Origin of the sequence: Ideonella sp. A 288, from assembly GCF_002198735.1 — a bacterium.
GTDB lineage: Bacteria > Pseudomonadota > Gammaproteobacteria > Burkholderiales > Burkholderiaceae_C > Pseudaquabacterium.
In genome coordinates this window covers 115,131-135,987 of the sequence record NZ_MWLO01000128.1, presented here as the reverse complement: position 1 = coordinate 135,987, position 20,857 = coordinate 115,131, and the positions used below count along the sequence as shown (strand labels likewise).

Sequence of the window (20,857 nt, the reverse complement as noted above, 5' to 3'; positions counted from 1 at the left end):
GCGTTGGCCGCCGTGTGGGCAAAGGTGGCCGCCTGCCAGTTGGCGGTGGACTTGTGGCAGCTCTCGCAGGGTGTGGCGCCGATGGTGGCGTGGGTGGCATTGGCCGGCTTGCCGACCGCACCCAGATAGGCGCCGCTGTGGCAGGTGGCGCACTGGGCGGCGATGCTGGCGTTGGCGTGCAGTCGGCCATTGGCCCAGGTGGCGAGGCTGCCCTTGTGGCAGGCATCGCAATTGGCCGCGCCCAGGCCTGCGACGGCCGCGAATGGGATGTGGTTGGCCGGCTTGCCGTCGGCCGGCAGGTAGGCCCCCGAGTGGCAGGTGGCGCACTGGGCTGTCACGACCGTCTGGGTGTGGTTCCAGGTGCTGGGCCGGAAGGTGCGGGTGTTGTGGCAGGCCGAGCAGTTGGTGGCCCCCACGGGCATGTGCGAGGCCGATTTGCCGATGGTCGGCGCGCCGTTGTGGCAGCTCGCACAGTTGGTGGCGGCATTGAACGTGGCGTGGTCGGGCTTGGCACCGCCCCAGGTGGAGGTGGAGGTGTGGCAACCCTCGCAGGTGCTGACGCCCGCATGCGACGGCGTCGCGGGCTTGCCCACGGCCGCCAGGTAGCTGCCGGTGTGGCAGGTGCCGCACTGGTTGACCACACCCACATTGGCATGGAGCCGGCCGTTCGCCCAAGTGGCCACGCTGCCCTTGTGGCAGGCATCGCAGTTGGCCGCGCCCAGGCCTGCTACAGCCGCGAATGGGATGTGGTTCGCCGGCTTGCCGTCGGCCGGCAGGTAGGCCCCCGANCGGGTATGTGCGAGGCCGATTTGCCGACGGTCGGCGCGCCGTTGTGACAGCTCGCGCAGTTGGTGGCCGCGGTGAACGTGGCGTGGTCGGGCTTGGCCCCGCCCCAGGTGGAGGTGGAGGTGTGGCAACCCTCGCAGGTGCTGACGCCGGCGTGCGACGGCGTCGCGGGCTTGCCCACGGCCGCCAGGTAGCCACCCGTGTGGCAGGTGGCGCACTGGTTGTTGAGGCTCACGTTCTGATGGAGCTTTCCGTTGGCCCAGCTCACGTAGCTGCCCTTGTGGCAGGCATCGCAGTTGGCCGAGGCCGCCACGGCCACCGAGGCGTACGGCACGTGGTTCGCCGGCTTGCCGTCGGCCGGCTGGAAGCCGCCGGTGTGGCACGCCGCGCAAAGCCCCGACACGTTCGCCTGCGTGTGGTTCCAGCTGCTGGGGCGGAAGCTGCTGACGTTGTGGCACGCCGAGCAGTTGAGCGCCCCGACCGGCACGTGCGCGGCCGACTTGCCCATGATCGGCGCGCCGTTGTGGCAGCTCGCGCAATTGGTGGCCGCGGTGAACGTGGCGTGGTCGGGTTTGGCCCCGCCCCATCCGCTCGTGTTGTGGCAGGACTCGCAGGCCGTGGCGCCCGCATGCACCGGGTTGGCAGGCTTGCCTGCAGCGGCCAGGTAGCCGCCGGTGTGGCAGATGGCGCATTGGCCGCTGGCGCTGATGCTGGAGTGGAAGCGGCCGTTGGCCCAACTGGTGAAGTTGCCCTTGTGGCAGGCATCGCAATTGGACGACGCCGATACCGCCACCGATGCATAGGGCACATGGTTCGCGGGCTTGCCGTCGGCCGGCGGGTAGGTGCCGCTGTGGCAGGCCGAGCACTGCGCGGTCACCGTGGTCTGCGTGTGGTTCCAGCTGCTGGGCCGGAAGCTGGTGGCGCTGTGGCAGCTCGAACAGTTGACGGCGCCCACAGGCATGTGGCCGCTGGGCTTGCCGATGATCGGTGCGCCGTTGTGGCAACTGGTGCAGTTGGTGGCCGCATTGAAGACGGCGTGGTCCGGCTTGGCACCGGCCCAGCTGCTGGTGGACGCATGGCACCCTTCGCAGCTGGTCGCGCCGGCGTGGACGGCAGTGGCCGGCTTGCCGACGGCCGCCATGAAGGTGCCGGTGTGGCAGGTGGCGCACAGGCCGCTGACGCTGAAGTTGGCGTGGTACCGGCCGTTGGCCCAGGTGCTGACGCTGCCCTTGTGACAGCTGTCGCAGTTGGCCGATGCGGAGGCCGGCACCGAAGCGTGGGGGACGTGGTTCGCCGGCCGGCCGTCGGCCGGCGGGAAAGCGCCGGAGTGGCAACTGGCACATTGTCCCGTCACCGGCGCCTGGGTGTGATTCCAGCTCGTCGCCTTGAAGCTGCTCATGCCGTGGCACGACGCACAGCTCGCAGACCCGACCGGGATGTGCCCGCTCGGCTTGCCGGCGATCGGTGCGCCGTTGTGGCAGCTGGCGCATTGGGTCGCGGCATTGAAGCTGGCATGGTCGGGCTTGGCGCCCGCCCAGCCGGTGCTGTTGTGGCAACTCTCGCAGGCGGCGGCGCCGTTGTGCACGGGCGTGGACGGCTTGCCCACGGCGGCCGCATAGCCGCCGGTATGGCAGCTGGCACACGCACCGGTCGCGCTGACATTGGCATGGAGACGGCCGTTGGCCCAGCTCGTGAAACTGCCCTTGTGGCAACTGTCGCAATTGGCCGAGGCCACCGACGCAGTGGGAATGTGGTTTGCCGGCTTGCCGTCGGCCGGCTGATAGGCGCCCGAGTGGCAGGCGGCGCACTGCGCCGAGACCGACACCTGGGTGTGGTTCCAGCTGGCGGGCCTGAAACTGCTGGTGGTGTGACAGGTGGCGCAGTTGGTCGACCCCACTGGCACATGGTTGCCGGCCTTGCCGGTGGCCGAGGCGCCGTTGTGGCACGACGCGCAGTTGGTCGCGGCATTGAAGCCGGCGTGGTCCATGCCCTTGGCCGGCAGCCAGGCGCGTGTGGCGTGGCAGCTGTCGCAGGCCGCCGCGGTCGCAATGTGGCCAGCGCCCTTGCCGGGCGCCGAAGTTCCGCCGTGGCAGGTCTGGCAGGCGCCGGCTTGCACCTGGCTGTGGTTGTACCGAATGCCTCCGAAGGCCTTGGTGGTGTGGCAGCTGTCGCAGGTCTGGGTGGTGGGCAGGTGCTGCTGCGACATGACCACGTTGCCACGGGCAAAGCGGCCGCCCGCAGTGTGGCAGCTGGTGCATTCGCGCGGCGTTCCCTTGAACACGCCGCCCTGGTGGCAGGCGTCGCAACGCGTGCTGCCGTGCGCCCCCGTCAAGGAGTAGCCGGTGGACAGGTGATCGAAGCCGCTCCTGTTCTGTGTCTGGGCCTGCGCCGTGGTGGCCAGCAGCAGGAACGCCATCCAGAGCAGCACCACGAGCACCGGGCCCAGCCAATCAGGCCAACGTGGCAGCGAAGAACGACGCGGCGCGTCGGTCGGTTGGTCCGGTGCAAGTGGTGATCGCGGCATGTGGTGAATCCCTTCAGTGCACACGGGGGCGCAACTTCTTCCAGTCGTCGGTGAGATGACACTGCTCGCAACGGCTGCCGAAGCCGCCGTCGTGGGTGTCGTCTCGGCGGTGGCATGCAATGCAGGCCGTGTCCAGCGGCGCCGCCCGCTTGCCCTTGGGCGCCGGCTGGTCGTGGCACTTGTCGCAGCGCACCTTGCGGTGGCCGCCTTCGAGCTTCCAGTCGGTGCGGCGGTCATGGTCGAAAGCCCACAGCCGCCAGGCCCTGGCGTTGTGGCAGTCCTCGCAGGCCGTGCCGTAGGCGCGCTTGTGGACGTCGTCCTTCTCGTGGCACGACCAGCAGTCGCGCGCGGCTTCCTTGTAGCGAGCCGTCGCATGGCATTCGCCGCACTTGGTGGTGACATGGCGCCCGACCAGTGGGAAGCGGCTTCGGGCATGGTCGAAGCCGGCCACGCGCCACGAGGTGTCGCCATGGCACTGCTCGCAACGCAGACCCAGCGTGCCCTCGTGCTTGTCGTCCTTCTTGTGGCAGGCGTTGCAGTCGAGCGGCGCGTCGCGGTAGCTGCGCAGGTCGCGGTGGCAATCGCTGCACTTCACCTTGGGTGCCGCGTGCGCGTTGCGCAGAGGAAACTTGGTGCGCTGGTGGTCGAACCGCGCCCGGGTGGTCTTCCAGTCGCGCTCGGTGTGGCAATCGCCGCAGGCCTGGCCCAGGGTGGCCTGGTGCTTGTCGTCCTTGCGATGGCAGTCGATGCACTGGCCGGACGTCTGCCGATAGAGCTGGTCCTTGTGGCACTCCTTGCACTCGGCGTCGGCATGCTTGCCCAACAGCGGAAAGCGCGTCTGCTCGTGGTCGAACCGGGGCGGCTCCTTCCAGCTGCGCTCGGTGTGGCACGAAGCGCAGTCCTTGCCGAGCGTGTCCTTGTGCTTGTCGTCCTTGCGGTGGCAATCGATGCACTCGGTGCCCAGCTTCTGCCGGTACAGGTGGCCGGTGTGGCACTCGGCACACCGGGTGCTGCGGTGCTTGCCGCGCAGCACGTAACGCGTGTCGGTGTCATGGCGGAAGCTCGACGGCTTCCACACCTTCACGCCATGGCAGCTGTCGCACTTGTCGCCGTACTGGCCCTTGTGGTCGTCGTCCTTCTTGTGGCAGCCGATGCAGGTGCGCGGCGTGTCCTTGAAGCGGCCCTTGGCGTGGCAGTCGTCGCACTTCGCTTCGAGGTGCTTGCCGGTGAGCGCGAAACGGGTCTTCTTGTCGTGGTCGTAGTCGACCTCCTTCCACTTGCGCTCGTTGTGGCAATCGGCGCACTGGAGGCCCAGCCCGCCCTTGTGCACGTCGTCCTTGCGGTGGCAGCTGTGGCAGTCCGACGGCGCCTCGCGCCAGCGCTTGCCGGCCACGTGGCACTTGGCGCATTCCACCTGCGCATGCCGGTCGCGCAGCAGGTAGTCGCTCTGGCGGTGATCGAAGGTCTTGGGGTCGAAATCGACCACCCTGGCGTCGCGGCCACGGTGGTCGGTGTGGCAGAGGCGGCAGGCCTGCGGCTTGAGCCGGCCGTGGTAACCGGCGCGCTGTCGCACGTCCTGGCCCACATCCTTGTGGCAAGTGGTGCACAGCGCGTCCTGACCGGCGCGGTCGAAGCGCACGTGGCAGGCCGCGCAATCGTGCTCGACCTTGACGTGGCCCTTGATCACCGGGCCCGGCGAGAGCACCGACTCCAGCGTCTGCGCTCGCAGCGCCGGCACGGTGCACAACACGCCGAGCAGCATGGCCATGACCCTCCAGAACGCCACGGACGTCGGGTGGTCAGTAGGCGTGGACCGCGACCACATGGGCCACGGCGCTCAGCACCATCAGGTAGACGAACGGCACATGGGCCACGTGCCACCAGCGGAACAGGCGCTCCCAGGCGCTGAACTGGGCGATGCGCTGCACGGCCACCAGTTCGTCGCGCACCAGGCGCCGCGCCCGCACGAGCACGCGGCGAGCGTGCGCCCTGTCCCATCCCTCGGTGCGGGTGGCCGCCAGGACCTTGACCTTCAATTCGCGACGGCAGGCCCGTTCCACCTGCCAGCGCTTCCAGGGCACCTGGCACAGCGCCGCCAGCAAGGCCATGCCACCCGGGCGACCCGCCAACACCTCGACCTCGAAATCGACCAGCCGCTGCGCCACGCCGGGTGCAAAGCGCAGCCGGGTGGCTGGCGCGTCGCCCGACGAACGATCGCCGCGCAAGCCGACCAGGTTGAGCTTCTCGCCGTGCAGGTTGCGGTGCAGCCGCACATACAGGAAGCGGCCCACCACACCGCTGATCGCGACGATCAGCATCGAGAACAGCGCCACGCCCGCGTTGATGGAGCCGATCTGGAACGTGGAGTGCAGCAGGATGAGCATCGGTCCGCACACGCCCAGCACCATGTGGGCCACGAACCAGGGCTTGCCTGCGCCGAAGCGCTGCATGAACCGAAACCGCTTGCGCATCGGATAGGTGAACAGCAGCAGCATGCACACGCCACCGGCGACGCCGATCCAATAACCCGTATCGGACGCAGCCGTGAACAGTTCGAGACGGCTCACCTGCCAGACCGCGAAGGTCAGCAACGCCAGTGACCCGTACAACACCAGGTCGTGCACCACCGACGCTGCCGACCGGCCCGCGCCCGACCGGCCCGACCTGCTCGGCATGTCAGCCGTTCCTGCCATCGATTCCATTGCGCTCCCACCCCCGCCATCGGCCTCAGGTTGTCGGATCATGTTCAGCCGCTTCCCCTAGCATCTCGGCCTGACCATGAAGCTCCTCACCTATCTCCTTGCCTACGCTGCGGTGGCCTTCCTCGTGCTGGGGGCCTACCTGCGGCGCAGATCCCGTGCGAGCCGGGACGCTAAGAAGTTAATGACCGAATCTGAACGAGCAGGCCTGAATGAGCCTCCCTCGTTACATCCCGTCGTCGATCCGACAAGGTGTTTCGGATCGGGTGCCTGCACGCGCGCCTGCCCCGAAGGTGCGTTGGGCGTGGTCGACGGCAAGGCCATGTTGGTCAACCCCTCGGCCTGCATCGGCCATGGCGCCTGCCAGGCGGCCTGCCCGGTGCAGGCACTGTCCCTCGTGTTCGGAACGGCGCGGCGCGGGGTCGACATACCGCAGGTCACGCCGGAGTACGAAAGCAACGTGCCCGGCGTCTTCATAGCAGGTGAACTGGGCGGCATGGGGCTCATCCGAAAGACCGCCGAGCAGGGCCGCCAGGCGATGGCGGCCATCCGCAGGCGCGTCGGCAAGCACGCTGCGCCGCTCGATGTGGTGATCGTCGGGGCCGGCCCGGCGGGCCTGTCCGCCGGCCTCAGTGCCATCCACCACGGGCTGCGCTACGCACTCATCGAGCAGGAGGACTCGCTGGGCGGCGCGGTGTACCACTACCCCCGCAACAAGGTCGCCATGACAGCGCCGGTCAAGCTCGACATCGTCGGCACCATGCGCCTGGGCACCGAGGTGCAGAAGGAGAAGCTGCTCGAGTTCTGGAACGAAGTGGTCGCGACAACCGGGCTGGAGGTGCGGTTCCAGGAGAAGTTCACCGGCCTCGAGGCGCGGCCCGACGGCACTTTCGAGGTGCGCACATCGAAAGGCGCGCTCCAGACCCGCTGTGTGCTGCTGGCGCTCGGTCGCCGCGGATCGCCCCGAAAGCTCGATGTGCCTGGCGAGGAATCGGGCAAGGTCGTCTACCGGCTGATCGACCCCGAGCAGTACGTCGGGCAGTCGGTGCTGGTGGTGGGCGGCGGCGACAGCGCCATCGAGGCCGCCATCGCACTGGGCGAGCAGGACGGCGGTGGCGCGGTGCAACTGGCCTACCGTGGCAACGCGTTCTCGCGCGTGAAGGAGCAGAACCGCCTGAAGCTGGCCGAACTGCAGCGCAGCGGACGCGTCCGTGTTCTGCTCGGCTCCACGGTCGACCGCATCGACGCCGATCAGGTGCACCTGCGCACAGCGGCGGGCATCGAGTCACTGACGAACGACCAGGTCATCGTCTGTGCGGGCGGCGAACTCCCCACGGCATTGCTCGAGCGCATCGGCATCCGCTTCGAGACCAAGTTCGGCACGGCCTGACCCCAGGCGGCCATCGGCGAGACTCGGCACAATGGGCAAACCGTTCAGTTTCCGTTCATCACGCAGTCGTCCACTCGACCACACGACGAGCTTCGGACGCTGACCATGCAAATGCTGTATCTCGAAGACGACATCGATCTCGGCCAGGCGGTCGTCGACCACCTCGAGGCGGAGGGCCACGCAGTCCACTGGTGCAAGCGCGTCGCCCAGGCCCGACAGGCCTCGGCCTTCGACCTGGCCCTTCTCGACCTGCACCTGCCCGACGGCGAGGGCCTGACCCTGCTGCGCGACTGGCGCGCCGAAGGCGTGCGACAACCGGTGATCGTGCTGACGGCGCGCGACCAGGTCAGCGACCGCATCCGCGGCCTGAAGGCCGGCGCCGACGACTACCTGGTCAAGCCCTTCGACCTCGACGAACTCCTGGCCCGCGTCGATGCGGTGTGCCGGCGCAGCAGCACGGCCCGGCGCCTGGTGATCGGCGCCGTGGTGGTGGACCTGGCCACGCGCCAGGCCGAACACAACGGCGAGCGCATCGAGCTCACGGCGATGGAGTGGGCGGTGCTCTTGTGCCTGTCGCGCCACCAGGGCCGCATCTACAGCCGGCCGGACATCGAGTCGGCTCTCAACCGAAACGGCATCGCCGAAGCGGCCAGCAACTCGATCGAGGTGATCGTCAGCCGCTTGCGCAAGAAGCTGGGCAGTGCCGTGATCAGCACCCACCGCGGCCTGGGCTATCGACTCGATGGCTGAACAGCCCTGGGGCCTGCAGCGGCGGCTGCGCAGACAACTCCTCGCCTGGATCAGCGGGATGTGGTTGCTGGGCACCGTGGCCGGCCTCAGCGGCCTGTGGCACGAGACCACCGAGATCCTCGACAGCGCACTCGAGGAAACGGCCCAGGCCCTCATCGTCGTGCCCGACGTGGCCTTCACCGCCACCGGAGCACCGCCCACGGGCTTCGGACCGCACGAAGAGCACGTCATCTACCAGCTGTTCGACGCCCGGGGAACGATGTTGCTTCGTTCGCATTCCGCGCCGGCCGAGCCCATGGACAGCGACCCGAGCGACGGCATCAGGTTGATCGGCCCCTGGCACGTGCTGACGCTGAACTCGCCCGACGGGCGCCGTCGCGTGCTGGTGGCCGAGACGCACACGCATCGCTTCGAGGTGCTTTGGGTCAGCGCGATGTGGCTGCTGCTGGCCCTGCTGGTGGCCCTGCCCGTGATGGCCATCGGCATCCGGGTGGTGCTGACCCGCGGATTCGCCACGCTCGAGCCCAGCCGCCGGGAGCTTTCGCGCCGCCCCCCACACGACCTGAGGCCCCTGGCCTCGGATGGACTGCCGCAGGAGCTGCAACCCTGGCTCGGCACCGTCAACGTGCTGCTGGCCCGCGTGCAGTCGATGGTGGATGCCGAACGCGCCTTCGCCGCCCACACCGCGCACGAACTGCGCACGCCCCTGGCGGCAGCGCGGGCCCAGGCCCAGCGACTGGCCGTCGGCGATCTGCCGGCCGGCCAGCGCGAGCACGCCCTGGCGCTGGTGCGCCAGCTCGACCGCATCACCCGCCTGGCCACGCGCCTGCTGCAACTGGCCCGCATCGAATCGGGTGTGGCCCTGCAGCGCGAACCGATCGACCTGTCGGAGCTGGCCCTGATGGTCGCCGACGAGTTCAGCGATGCGCGTCGCGCCGGACGATTGCAGCTGCAGGGTGCCAGCGAGCCGATCGAGATCGAGGGTGACATCGACGCGCTGGGCATCGCGCTGCGCAACCTCGTCGACAACGCGCTGAAGCACAGCGGCGACAGCGGTCCGGTCATCCTGAGGGTGGCCCCGCAGGCCGTCACGGTGGTCGATTCGGGCCCGGGCGTGCCGCCCGAACTGCTGCCGCAACTGGGCCGCAAGTTCGAGCGTCTGCACACCGGGGTGGATGGCACCGGGCTGGGCCTGGCCATGGTCGGGACCATTGCCGAACAGTCCGGGGCGGTGCTGGAACTGGTGTCCCCGGTGGCCGATGGCCACGGCTTCAGCGCAACCCTGCGCTTCCCGGCCAGCGCCCTCCCCTGAGGCGCCGCAGGCCGGCGCTCAACGCCCGGCGCGTCGAGCCGCGTCGCGGATGGAGGCCAGCGTCGAGCGAGTCGTGCTCACATCCGGGTCGAGCTTCAGGTGGACGAGCATCGGCGGCCCGGCCTCGAGTGCCTGGGCGAACACCTGCTCGAACTGCTCGGTGCGATCGACCCGCGCGGCGCGCCAGCCATAAGCGATCGCCAGTGCCGCGAAATCGGGGTTGTAGAGATCGCTGCCACTGACCCGGCCGGGGTACTCGCGTTCCTGGTGCATGCGGATCGTGCCGTAGGTGCCGTTGTCGACCAGCAGGCACACCAGGCGGCCCGCGCCCCGGTTGGCCCCGTAGCCGGTGGCCGTGGCCAGTTCCTGGCCGTTCATCATGAAGTCGCCGTCACCGGCCACGTTGACCACCGTGCGCTCGGGATGCAGCAGCGCCGCACCCACGGCCGCCGGCAGGCCGTAGCCCATGGCGCCGGAGGTGGGCGCCAGTTGCGTGCGGCCGTGGTGCTGCAAGCCGAAGTAGCGCACGTAGCGGTGCAGCCAGCCGCTGAAGTTGCCGGCGCCGTTGGTGTACACGGTATCGGACGGTGCCAGGCGCTGCACGGTCTTCATCACCACGGCCATGTCCAGCGGCGACACCGCCGGTGCCTCGTGGTTGGCCTCGTAGTCGGCATGCGTGTCAGCGGCCCAGTCTCGCCATGGCAGGTCGACGGGTGCCGCCAGCGCCTCCAGCGCCTTGGCCGCGCAGGCCATCGACGACTGCATCAGCAGGTCTGCGCTGTACACGCGGCCCAGTTCCTCGGGCCCGGCGTGCAGGTGCACCAGGCGCTGCGCCGGCCGCGGCGGCTGCAGCAGCGTGTAGCCGCCGGTGGTCATCTCGCCGAGCCGCACGCCCAGCGCAATGATCAGGTCCGCGTCCTTCACGCGTTGGGCCAGGCGCGGATTGATGCCGATGCCCACGTCGCCGGCGTACAGCGGGTGGCGGTTGTCGAAGGTGTCCTGGAAGCGGAAACCACAACCCACCGGCAGCTGCCAGTTCTCGGCGAAGCGTTCGAGGGCCCTCGCCGCCTCGGCGTCCCAGCCGCTTCCACCCGCAATCACCAGGGGCCGGCGGGCGGCGACCAGCATCGACCGCAGGTCGCGCAGCGCGCCTGGCGCCGGCCAGGCATGGGCCGGCTCGACGCGGGGCAGCACAGTGGCCGCGGTGCTGCGCGTGAGCATGTCTTCGGGCAGCACCAGCACCACCGGGCCCGGGCGGCCCTGCATCGCGGTGTGGAAGGCGCGCGCGATGTACTCGGGCAGGCGGTCGGGGTCGTGCACCTCGCCCACCCACTTGGCCAGGCCCAGCGTGCCGGGGCCGAACATCTGGCGGTAGTCCAGTTCCTGGAAGGCCTCGCGGTCGCGCTGGTCGCCGGCCACCTGGCCGATGAAGAGCACCATCGGCGTCGAGTCCTGGAACGCCGTGTGCACGCCGATGCTGGCGTTGGTGGCACCCGGCCCGCGGGTGACGAAGCACACCCCCGGCCGACCACTGAGCTTGCCCTGCGCCTCGGCCATGAAGGCCGCGCCGCCCTCCTGTCGGCAGGCGATGAAGCGGATGCGGTCGCGGTGCTGATGGAAGCCGTCGAGCACGGCCAGGTAGCTTTCGCCGGGCACGCCGAACGCGGTGTCGACGCCCTGCGCGACGAGCGCTTCGACGAGCAGATGGCCTGCGGGGCGGGCCGGCGGAGGGGTGGTGGCAGCGGTCATGCCACCACTTTAGCCGCCCCTGACCGACGGGCCGCGGCCACGTGGCGGCCGACCAGGCCGGCCGAGCCGACACCGGCCACCAAGGCCGTCGCCGAGAGCAGGAACACGGCGTGCGGCAGGCCCATGTCCATCAGCCGCCCCATCACGGGCGCCGCCAGCGCGAACCCGAGGTCGAGCCCCGAATAGACCGTGCCGTAGACCCTCCCGGTCGCCCCGGGCGGGGCGGCGCGCTTGATGAGCATGTCACGCGACGGGCCGGCCAGGCCGACACCCAGGCCGGCCAGCGCGGTCAGCGCCCAGGCCGCCATGCCCGGCAACCAGCCACTGCCCACCAGCGCCAGCATCGCGGCCGAGCCCAGCAGGCAGGCCGCGATGATGCGCTCCAGCCGCTCGGCCTGCCGCACCAGGAAGCCCCCGAGCACCATGCCCGCGGCACCGCACAGCATGTAGGCGGTGACCACCAGAGAGGTCACCGACAAGGGCAGCCCGTGCATGGCCTGCAGCGCCGGCGAGGCGAAGCTCTGCACCGCGCTCAGCGCGACGGTGGTCCAGAAGAAGAACGAGAAGCACAGCCACACCGAAGGCAAGCTCAGGAAGGCCAGCATGTGTTCGCCCGCTGTGGCCGCGCTGTCCGGCAACCCCGCGGCCGGTCGACCCTGGGCCGGCTCGGGCACCTTGCCGCGGCGGTCGTCGATGGCCTCGCGGTGCCACACCATGGCAACCAGCACGGCCAGGGCGCCCACGGCGGCGCCGACACAGGCCAGGCGCCAAGACCCCGTCGCGGTGGCAATGCCGGCCATGAACAGCGATGCGGCGGCCCAGCCCAGGTTGCCGGTGATGCCGTGCACGGAGAAGGCGTGGCCCAGCCGCGCCGCTGACACGCGTCGATTCAGGATCGTGAAGTCCACCGGGTGGAACGGGGCGTTGCCCAGGCCCGCCAGCATGGCCGCCAGGATCAGGCCCGAGTAGCCGGTGGCCAGCGCCGCAGCCGCTGCCGCCGCGGCGAAGAGGGCCAGGGCCACCAGCAACACCGGGCGGGCCCCGACGCGGTCGACCAGGAAGCCGGCCAGCGCCTGCCCGACCCCCGACACGACGAAGAACACACTGACCAGCAGGCCCAGCTGCGAGAAGTTGAGCCCGAACTCCTGGATCAGCCAGGGGAACAGCGGCGGCAGCAGCAAATGGAAGAAATGCGAGGTGCCATGGGCCAGCCCGACGAGCCCGATGATGCGGGCATCGTGGCGCCACGGAACCCCGGCAGTGGCAGCGACATCCATCCGCGGAATGTTAGTGGGTGAACTGTCCTGGTGCACCTGCGCCACGGTGCCCTTGCAACAGGTGTGAGCAATCGTAGAAACTGGGTTCCTGCCGGTGCCACGGCCTACATCCCGACACGCCGGGTCCGCGGGACTGGCCTAGAGTGGGGGTTTTCCAGGGGAGATCTGCATGCTGAACAGCCTCTTCGGCGAATTCGGGCCCCGACGCCTGCCGTTGGACACCCTGGATCGCCAGACCGTGACGGCCACGGTCGAGGACAGCGATGTGCTCGTCGACGAGGACATCTCGCGATCGATGCGTGCACGATTCGCCAGCACCCGGGCCGATCTCGGCCAGGCCAGTTCCATGATCACACTGCTCGATCCCTCGGGCATCTGGGCACCGCAGGTCATCCGCGCCCTGTCCGAGGCCGGGGGCCAAGGCGTGGAGCGCCTGAACCTGCGGGATCGGGCCACCCTGCGCACGCTGGCCGTGATCGAGCGCACCAACGTGCCCAGCACCTCCGGCGGACCGCTGAAGGTCTACCACGCGGGCATGCGCGGCAACACCGTCTCGCCCGACGACCTGCCCAACGCGCTGGCCGAAAGCAGCCAGCTCACCGCCGTGATCATCGGCGCGCTGGCACCCCATGCGGTGACGGGCTTGCTGCGCAACCTGCTGTCGGCCACGCGGCAACCCGAGTGGCAATGTCCCTGGCTCGTCTTCATCCTGCCGCCCGGTGCCAGCGCGATGCGCCAGCGCATCCTCGAGCAGGACTGGCCCACCGACGTTCGCATCGCCGCGATGTCCGAATCGCTCACAGGCGCTGCCACGGTGTGGAATGCGGTGCTCACCGCCTGGGAGGCTGCCGTGCATGCTGGCACCCAGACGTCGGCAAGCCCTCAGGCCGCCCCGCTGCGCGACGACGCATCCCCCAGCGCCGCCGCGCTGGCCCCGCCGCAGTGGCTGTCCCACGCCCTGAGCGCGGTGGCCCGCACCGAAGGCGTGCTGGCCTGCGGCATCGTCGACATGGATTGCGGCGAACTGCTGGCCTTCGAGGCCGACCAGCGCCTGCACCTCGAACTGCGCCGCTATGCGCCGGCCCTGTGTGCCGCACGGCGCGCCCACCTGGCGGTGGGCGGGCCCACCGTGCCGGCCCCCGAGGAGTTCCTGGTGACGCTCGGCGCCCGGCAGGCGCTGCTGCGGCGCCTGTCGCACAGCGACGCGCTCGGCTTCGTCGCGCTGGTGGATCGGTCGCGCGCCAACCTGGCGCTGATGCGCTATCGCCTGATGGACGCCGAGCGGCAAGTCACCTGAGCGTCCACCAGGACAGGTGGCCCCTTCCGGGTCAACCCTTGGCGCGGCCCATCGCGCGCGGCGGCTGAGACCGCTCAAGTCGAATGCCATGGCGGCCGATAGAAGTCGGTATCCGCCACATCGACGAGGCCGCAGCCATGGACTTCACGTCCGTCCACAACATCCACGAGCAAACGGTCTTCGAGGCCGTCGCCGAGGCCGCACCCCGCTATCCCGGCGTGGCGCACAACCCCGACCTGCTGGCCGACGTGGCCTGCGTGGCGCTGAACCGCGTCGCGGCACGCTACATCCGCCACGACGTCGACCTCGCGTTCTTCCTCACCGAGAAGGAACGCACAGAGAACGAGCGGCTCGTTGCCGAGGCGGTGGACAGCGCCTACGGCTTCGTCCAGGCCCGTCACGCCATGGCCGCACGGCGCTGACCGCCATGCACGGCACCCGACCGATGGCCCACGCGCGGCCTGGCGAACGCACCAGTCCGCCGGCCCAGGCTGGGGACGAGTGGGCCAAGACCCGCGCCCTCACCGCCCTGCAGACGCAACTTGCCAGCGACAAGGACGACTACCTGGCCGGCGCCGGTGTGCGGCAGATCGGCCGCCGCATCAGCGATGACCAGCATGAGATGTTCGTCGTCTGCGACCCCGCCGAGGCGCTGCAGCAGCAACTGGACTACCTCACCCCCGACTACATCGCCCTGCACGACATCGGCGCCGACACGGCCCGCACCATGCTGCGCATGGTGGCGGCCGCCCTGGGCGCGAAGGTGCAGAAGCTCGCCATCCGCCGCCAGGGCTTCGGCGTCACGCTGGCAGCGCTGGAGTTCGTGGAACTGCCCAGCGCGCATGGGCGGCCGCCGCTGCGCGTGTACGCCACCCGGGTGGCCGCCGCCAGCGTGGCGCAGCGGCTGAAGATCTCACACACGCTGCTGGGCCACAGCCGGCTGGGGGTGCTGCTGCTCGACAGCCGGGCGCCGCAGCCCGAGCTCGAGCGCGACCTGACGGCCTTGAACGAGGCGCTGGTCGACCCCGCCTGGCGCAGCCAGCAGGTGCTGGGCGTGCCGCTCACCTCAGCCGCCGAGCGGGCCCTGAAGGACGTGTCCGAGGCCTGCCGCCACCGTGTCGAGGTGCTGGTGGGCGAGCCCGTGGGCGGTGCCGGGCAGGCCTGGCAGATGATCCAGACGGTGTGGGGCCAGATGCGCAAGGGCGAGATCCCGACGCTGCCCGTGGCCGCCACGCGCGCGCCGCAGGTCGCCGGCACCAGGCCGCCCGAGCCGCCGACTGCCGTCACGCCGCCGTGGGAAACCGTGGGCCACGGGCCGTCGGGGCCGATGCCCGAACTGCAGTTGCGGCCGATGCCGGCGCTGCGCCCGGCGCTGACGCCGCTGGCCGGCGTGCCCGAATCGGCCTGGTCCGATTACGTGCGCGAGGTGGCGGCCATCAAGGGCATGGTCAGCTGCTGCGTGTTCGAGTTGAAGACTCAACGCCCGCTGGCGCATGCGGGCCTGCGCCCCGGCCCGGCCGCCCTGGCCGCGCAGGGTGCGGCGCTGCACGACATGGCCGTGGCCACCGCCAAGTCCCTGGGCCTGCCGCCGGGCCGGCCCGAACTGGCCATGAGCTGCGACGAGCACCACCTGCTGCTGCAACCGATGCCCGACCATCCGGGCCTGATGCTGCATGCGGTGCTGGACTCGCACTCCGCCAACCTGACGCTGTCGCGCATGAAGCTGCAGCGCGTGCAGGCCCCACCGGCCGGCTGACACCGACAGTGGCTGCCGCACCCGGCCGAAGCCGGGTGCGCGCCCACACCGTCAGTGCACGACGCGGCCGAACTCGAACGCGCCGTCCTTCACGTCCACCGGGATCACGTCCTTGGGCCCGAACCGGCCCTGCAGGATGAGCTTGGCCACCGGGTTCTCGATGCGCGCCTGGATGGCGCGCTTGAGCGGACGGGCGCCGAACACCGGGTCGAAGCCGACCTTGGCGATCTCGGCCAGCGCCTCGGGCGAGACCTCGAGCTTCATGTCCATCTTCTCGATGCGGGACTCGAGGATCTTGAGCTGGATGCGCGCGATCGACACGATGTGGGCCTCGTCGAGGGCGTGGAACACCACGGTCTCGTCGATTCGGTTCAGGAACTCGGGTCGGAAGTGCTGCTTCACCTCGGCCATCACCGCCTCGCGGATCAGCTCGGTGTCCTGGCCGGCCATCTGCATGATCATGTGCGAGCCCAGGTTGCTGGTCATCACGATCACCGTGTTCTTGAAGTCCACGGTGCGGCCCTGGCCATCGGTCAGTCGACCGTCGTCCAGCACCTGCAACAGCACATTGAACACGTCGGGGTGGGCCTTCTCCACCTCGTCGAGCAACAGCACGCTGTAGGGCTTGCGGCGCACGGCCTCGGTCAGCGCCCCACCCTCTTCATAGCCCACGTAGCCCGGGGGCGCGCCGATCAGGCGGCTGACGCTGTGCTTCTCCATGAACTCGCTCATGTCGACGCGGATCATGTGATCCTCGCTGTCGAACAGGAAGGCCGCCAGGGCCTTGCACAGTTCGGTCTTGCCGACGCCCGTGGGGCCGAGGAACAGGAACGAGCCGAGCGGCCGGTTCGGGTCGGACAGGCCGGCCCGCGAGCGGCGAATGGCATCGGCCACCGCGACGATGGCCTCGTCCTGGCCCACCACGCGCTGGTGCAGCTTGTCTTCCATCTGCAGCAGCTTGTCGCGCTCGCCCTGCATCAGCTTGGACACAGGGATGCCAGTGGCGCGCGACACCACCTCGGCGATCTCCTCGGCGCCGACCATCGTGCGCAGCAGTTGCGGGCCGCCGGTGCCGTCCTTGGCGCCCTTGGCCTTGCCGCTTTCCTTGGCCTGCGCTTCCTTGAGCACCTTCTCCAGTTCGGGCAGGCGGCCGTACTGCAACTCGGCCACCTTGTTGAAGTCGCCCTTGCGCTTGAGTTCCTCGATCTGGAACTTGATGCGGTCGATCTGCTCCTTCACCTGGGCCGAGCCCTGGGCCGTGGCCTTCTCGGCCTTCCAGATCTCCTCGAGGTCGGCGTACTCGCGCTCGAGACGGGCGATCTCTTCCTCGATCAGGCCCATGCGGCGCTGCGAGGCCTCGTCGGTTTCCTTGCGCACGGCCTCGCGCTCGATCTTCAGCTGGATCATGCGGCGGTCGAGCTTGTCCATCACCTCGGGCTTGGAGTCGATCTCGATCTTGATCTTGGCCGCGGCCTCGTCGATCAGGTCAATGGCCTTGTCGGGCAGGAAGCGGTCGGTGATGTAGCGGTGGCTCAATTCGGCCGCGGCCACGATGGCCGGATCGGTGATCTCCACGCCATGGTGCACCTCGTACTTCTCCTGCAGGCCGCGCAGGATGGCGATGGTGGCCTCCACGCTCGGCTCGTCGACCAGCACCTTCTGGAAGCGGCGCTCGAGCGCGGCGTCCTTCTCGACGTACTTGCGGTATTCGTTCAGCGTGGTGGCGCCGATGCAGTGCAGTTCACCCCGCGCCAGCGCCGGCTTGAGCATGTTGCCGGCGTCGATGGCGCCCTCGGCCTTGCCCGCACCCACCATGGTGTGCAGTTCGTCGATGAACAGGATGATGCGGCCCTCGTCGGCGGCCACTTCCTTGAGCACGGCCTTCAGCCGCTCCTCGAACTCGCCGCGGTACTTGGCACCGGCCAGCAGGCCCGCCATGTCCAGCACCAGCACGCGCTTGTCCTTCAGCGTGTCGGGCACCTCGCCGGCCACGATGCGCTGGGCCAGGCCCTCGACGATGGCCGTCTTGCCGACGCCGGGCTCGCCGATCAGCACCGGGTTGTTCTTGGTGCGGCGCTGAAGCACCTGGATCGCGCGGCGGATCTCGTCGTCGCGGCCGATCACCGGGTCGAGCTTGCCCTGGCGGGCGCGTTCGGTGAGGTCGAGCGTGTACTTCTTCAGCGCTTCGCGCTGGCCTTCGGCCTCGGCCGAATCGACCTTCTGGCCGCCACGCACGGCGGCGATGGCCGCCTCGAGCGACTTGCGGGTGAGCCCATGGCCACGCACGATGCCGCCGATGTCGCTCTTGCTGTCGGCCAGCGCCAGCAGGAACATCTCGCTGGCGATGAACTGGTCACCGCGCTTGGTGGCCTCCTTGTCGGCGGCCTGCAGCAGTTGCACCAGGTCGCGCCCGGCCTGCACCTGCCCGCCGCCCTGCACGCTGGGCAGCGCGTTGTTGGCCGTCTCCATCGACACCTTGAGTGCCACGGTGTTGGCACCAGCCCGGTCGAGCAGGGCCTTCGGGCCGTCGGCCTGGTCGAGCATGGCCGCCAGCACATGGGACGGCTCGATGTAGGGGTTGTCGCGCGCCACGGCCAAGCTCTGGGCATCGCCCAGGGCCTGCTGGAAGGCGGTGGTGAATTTGTCCTGACGCATGGCAATGTCCTCCGGGTTGGTCGGGACATTGGGCGTCCGGCGCCGATATCAAGACCCGGGCCAGCGGCCGGGGATTGCGATGGCTCAAAGGCTGCAGACGGCGTCGGCGCACACCACCCGGGCTGGCGGGGTCGCCAGCGGCGCCGCACGCGGCGCGGCGCCGGTCTCCGACGCCAGCAGGCTGTCGAGCAGGGCATTCACCTCCTGTGGCATGAGCGGGAAACCCAGGTGGAAGCCCTGGCCCAGGTCGCAGCCCATCTCGCGCAACTGGGCCAGCTGGTCCGGGGTCTCGATGCCCTCGGCCACCACCGATTTGCCCAGCGAGTTGCCCAGTTGCACCACCGCACGCACCACCGCGGCTTCGCGGGCCGACTTGTGCAGGCCGTGCACGAACGAGCGGTCCACCTTCAGGCTGTCGATGGGCAGCATGGACAGGTGGCTCAGCGACGAGTAACCGGTGCCGAAATCGTCCACGCTCAGGCCCACGCCCAGCGAGCGCAGTTGCTCGAGCATCGGCAGCGCACTCTCGATCTGCTTCATCAGGATGTTCTCGGTGAGCTCGAGGGTCAGGTGCCGCGCGGCGACACCCGACTCCAGCAGCGCCTGCGACACACGCCCCACCAAGCCCGCGTGCGACAGGTCCTTGCCCGACACATTGACTTGGATCGTCAGCCCGTCGAAATGGGCGTCGCGGCCCTGCCAGGACTTCAACTGCCGGCAGGCCTGGGCCAGCACCATGTCGGTGAGCTGCAGGATCAGGCCGGCCTCTTCGGCGATCGGGATGAACACGTCGGGTCCGATGGGGCCCAGTGTCGGATGGCGCCAGCGTGCCAGGGCCTCGAATCCCGACAGGTGGCCGTCGCCCAGGGTGAAGAGCGGCTGATAGACCACGCCCAACTGCCCGGCCGCCAGCGCCACGCGCAGGTCGCCTTCGAGTTGCAGGCGGCGCGACACCTGGGCATGCAGGCTGGAATCGAACAGCGCGTAGCGGGCCTTGCCGGCGGCCTTGGCCTTGTACATGGCGATGTCGGCGTCGCGCAGCACGTCTTCTGTCGACGCGTAGCCGAAGCTGCTGCGGGTGATGCCGATGCTGGCGCTGGTGTTCAGCTCGGTGCCGGCCACCTGGAACGGCAGCCGCAGTGCAGCCAGCAGCCGTTCGGCCAGATGGATGACGTCGTCGTCGTGTTCGAGCTCGCGGGCCAGCACGGCGAACTCGTCACCGCCCAGCCGCGCCACGACGTCGTTGGGGCGCAGCTTCTCCGTCAGCCGACGGGCCACCTGCACCAGGAACTCGTCTCCGGCGTTGTGCCCGAGGCTGTCGTTGATGAGCTTGAAGCGGTCGAAGTCGAGGAACATCACGGCGAAGCGGCGGGCGGGATCATCGCGGGCGTCCTGCACCGCCGAGCTCAGGTGCTCGTGGAATCGGCGCCGGTTGGGCAGACCCGTCAAGGCGTCGTGGAAGGCAATGTGCTGCAGGCCCTCCTCGGCATCACGCCGGGCGGTGATGTCGTGCGCCTGCAGGATGAGGCACGGCGAGCTTGCCCCGATCTCGGAGAAGAGGCTGCCATGCGTGGCCACCCAGCGGGTGCTGCCGTCGCGGTGCAGGCAGCGAAGTTCGAGCGCGATGTCCTCGACCTGCCCCGCCTGCAGTTGCGCCAGCTCGGCGGTGAGCGCCGGCAGGTCGTCGGCACAGACCAGGTCGCGGATGTTGCGGTGGGCCAGGTCCTCGGCACTGCGGCCCAGCAGCTCGCGCATGGCCGTGTTGGTCTGCAGGATCTCGCCGCCGAACGACAGCAGCGACATGCCGATCGACGCGTGCGTGAAGGCGCTGTGGAAGCGGCGCTCGCTGGCCTCGAGCTCGCGCACGTGGCGCGCGGCGGCCAGGGCCTCGCGCTCGGCCGCCATGGCCGCGGCGACGCGCACCACCTCGTTCAATTCCTGCTGGCGGAAGACATAGTGCAGCGTGGCCACCAGCATGGCGATCACCGGCACCACCGCCATGAGCACGCCGAAGCCCGACTGGCGGTAGGTGATGAACAGCAAGGCCGACACCGCCGCGCTGCCGGCGGAGGCCACGCCCATCCAGCCGAACATCTCGCGCAGGTCGGCCAGCTTCAGCCGCAGGCCCTGCTTGAGGCGTGGCACCGAGGTGACCAGCAGACCGTTGACCAGGTAGTTCAACAGGGCAGCGGACATGGTGCCCACGATGATCAATCCATCATTGGTGAGACCCTGGCGTTGCATCGCGACAAGCGCGGTTTCCAGCAGGGTACCGGCCACCAGCATCGCCAGTGCCGCCGCCGCGGGGCTGACCAGCCGGCTGGTCCAGCGCTTGGACGTGCGGAACGACCCCACGGCACCCTCGGCCGCGGCCGCCACCGTGGCCGCCGCCGTGCCCTGCATCAGCAGCAGCAGGAAGACGAAGATCTCGCCGACCGCGAACGAATGCTTGGCGTGCGAGACGCGCACCGGAAAGATGGCCGCCAGCATGGTCAACGCCACCCCGGCCAGCACCTGCAACCAAGCCGAGGCCGACAGGTCGGACAGGCTGACCATCGAATGCGCCAGCGCCGCGCCGCCCGCCAGCGTGACCGACCACCAGTAGCGCCTGGCGCCGGGGTTGTAGTCGGGCATCAGCGCCAGATGCAGGCGCACGCCCCAC

General features: G+C 69.6%; 13 protein-coding genes. 6 read left to right on the top strand and 7 right to left on the bottom strand.

Annotation, left to right across the window (positions count from 1 at the left end):
• Nucleotides 1-789: 789 nt before the first annotated feature.
• The 3 genes from EOINJALH_RS33505 to EOINJALH_RS16940 form a co-directional block, all read right to left on the bottom strand.
• Nucleotides 790-2,773: cytochrome c3 family protein (locus EOINJALH_RS33505; RefSeq protein WP_404872769.1), on the bottom strand; the 1,984-nt coding region annotated here is incomplete at its 3' end.
• Between the two features lie 550 nt (nucleotides 2,774-3,323).
• A complete protein-coding gene (locus EOINJALH_RS16945; RefSeq protein ID WP_088282135.1) occupies nucleotides 3,324-5,078 on the bottom strand; it encodes a cytochrome C in 1,755 nt (584 codons plus the stop codon).
• A gap of 31 nt (nucleotides 5,079-5,109) precedes the next feature.
• A complete protein-coding gene (locus tag EOINJALH_RS16940; RefSeq protein ID WP_088282134.1) occupies nucleotides 5,110-5,985 on the bottom strand; it encodes a hypothetical protein in 876 nt (291 codons plus the stop codon).
• 103 nt (nucleotides 5,986-6,088) lie between these two features.
• On the opposite strand from EOINJALH_RS16940, the gene EOINJALH_RS16935 reads away from it, so the two are divergent.
• From EOINJALH_RS16935 to EOINJALH_RS16925, 3 genes are all read left to right on the top strand, one after another.
• Nucleotides 6,089-7,399, top strand: a complete 1,311-nt coding sequence (locus tag EOINJALH_RS16935; protein WP_088282133.1) for an NAD(P)-binding domain-containing protein — start codon at nucleotides 6,089-6,091, stop codon at nucleotides 7,397-7,399.
• A 105-nt stretch (nucleotides 7,400-7,504) separates the two neighbouring features.
• Complete coding sequence (locus EOINJALH_RS16930) at nucleotides 7,505-8,149, top strand: response regulator transcription factor (RefSeq protein WP_088282131.1); 645 nt, start codon at nucleotides 7,505-7,507, stop codon at nucleotides 8,147-8,149.
• Entirely contained in the window at nucleotides 8,142-9,461 is a 1,320-nt protein-coding gene (locus tag EOINJALH_RS16925) for an ATP-binding protein (RefSeq protein WP_088282129.1), read from the top strand. The genes EOINJALH_RS16930 and EOINJALH_RS16925 overlap by 8 nt, the downstream gene beginning before the upstream one ends.
• A gap of 18 nt (nucleotides 9,462-9,479) precedes the next feature.
• Here the strand turns inward: EOINJALH_RS16925 and EOINJALH_RS16920 are convergent, their stop codons facing one another.
• Entirely contained in the window at nucleotides 9,480-11,210 is a 1,731-nt protein-coding gene (locus EOINJALH_RS16920; RefSeq protein WP_088282127.1) for a thiamine pyrophosphate-binding protein, read from the bottom strand.
• The gene (locus tag EOINJALH_RS16915) at nucleotides 11,207-12,487 is read right to left on the bottom strand and encodes an MFS transporter (RefSeq protein WP_088282125.1); all 1,281 of its coding nucleotides are present in this window, start codon (nucleotides 12,485-12,487) and stop codon (nucleotides 11,207-11,209) included. The genes EOINJALH_RS16920 and EOINJALH_RS16915 overlap by 4 nt, the downstream gene beginning before the upstream one ends.
• A gap of 169 nt (nucleotides 12,488-12,656) precedes the next feature.
• On the opposite strand from EOINJALH_RS16915, the gene EOINJALH_RS16910 reads away from it, so the two are divergent.
• From EOINJALH_RS16910 to EOINJALH_RS16900, 3 genes are all read left to right on the top strand, one after another.
• The gene (locus tag EOINJALH_RS16910) at nucleotides 12,657-13,784 is read left to right on the top strand and encodes a hypothetical protein (RefSeq protein ID WP_088282123.1); all 1,128 of its coding nucleotides are present in this window, start codon (nucleotides 12,657-12,659) and stop codon (nucleotides 13,782-13,784) included.
• 137 nt (nucleotides 13,785-13,921) lie between these two features.
• Complete coding sequence (locus EOINJALH_RS16905) at nucleotides 13,922-14,206, top strand: late competence development ComFB family protein (protein ID WP_088282121.1); 285 nt, start codon at nucleotides 13,922-13,924, stop codon at nucleotides 14,204-14,206.
• 5 nt (nucleotides 14,207-14,211) lie between these two features.
• Nucleotides 14,212-15,540: a hypothetical protein gene (locus EOINJALH_RS16900; protein ID WP_088282119.1), complete on the top strand. Its 1,329-nt coding sequence runs from the start codon at nucleotides 14,212-14,214 to the stop codon at nucleotides 15,538-15,540.
• A 51-nt stretch (nucleotides 15,541-15,591) separates the two neighbouring features.
• On the opposite strand, the gene clpB is transcribed toward EOINJALH_RS16900, so the two are convergent.
• Both clpB and EOINJALH_RS16890 read right to left on the bottom strand, forming a co-directional pair.
• Nucleotides 15,592-18,195: an ATP-dependent chaperone ClpB gene (clpB, locus tag EOINJALH_RS16895; protein WP_088282117.1), complete on the bottom strand. Its 2,604-nt coding sequence runs from the start codon at nucleotides 18,193-18,195 to the stop codon at nucleotides 15,592-15,594.
• An 84-nt stretch (nucleotides 18,196-18,279) separates the two neighbouring features.
• The gene (locus EOINJALH_RS16890) at nucleotides 18,280-20,850 is read right to left on the bottom strand and encodes a bifunctional diguanylate cyclase/phosphodiesterase (RefSeq protein WP_088282115.1); all 2,571 of its coding nucleotides are present in this window, start codon (nucleotides 20,848-20,850) and stop codon (nucleotides 18,280-18,282) included.
• Nucleotides 20,851-20,857 lie beyond the last annotated feature (7 nt).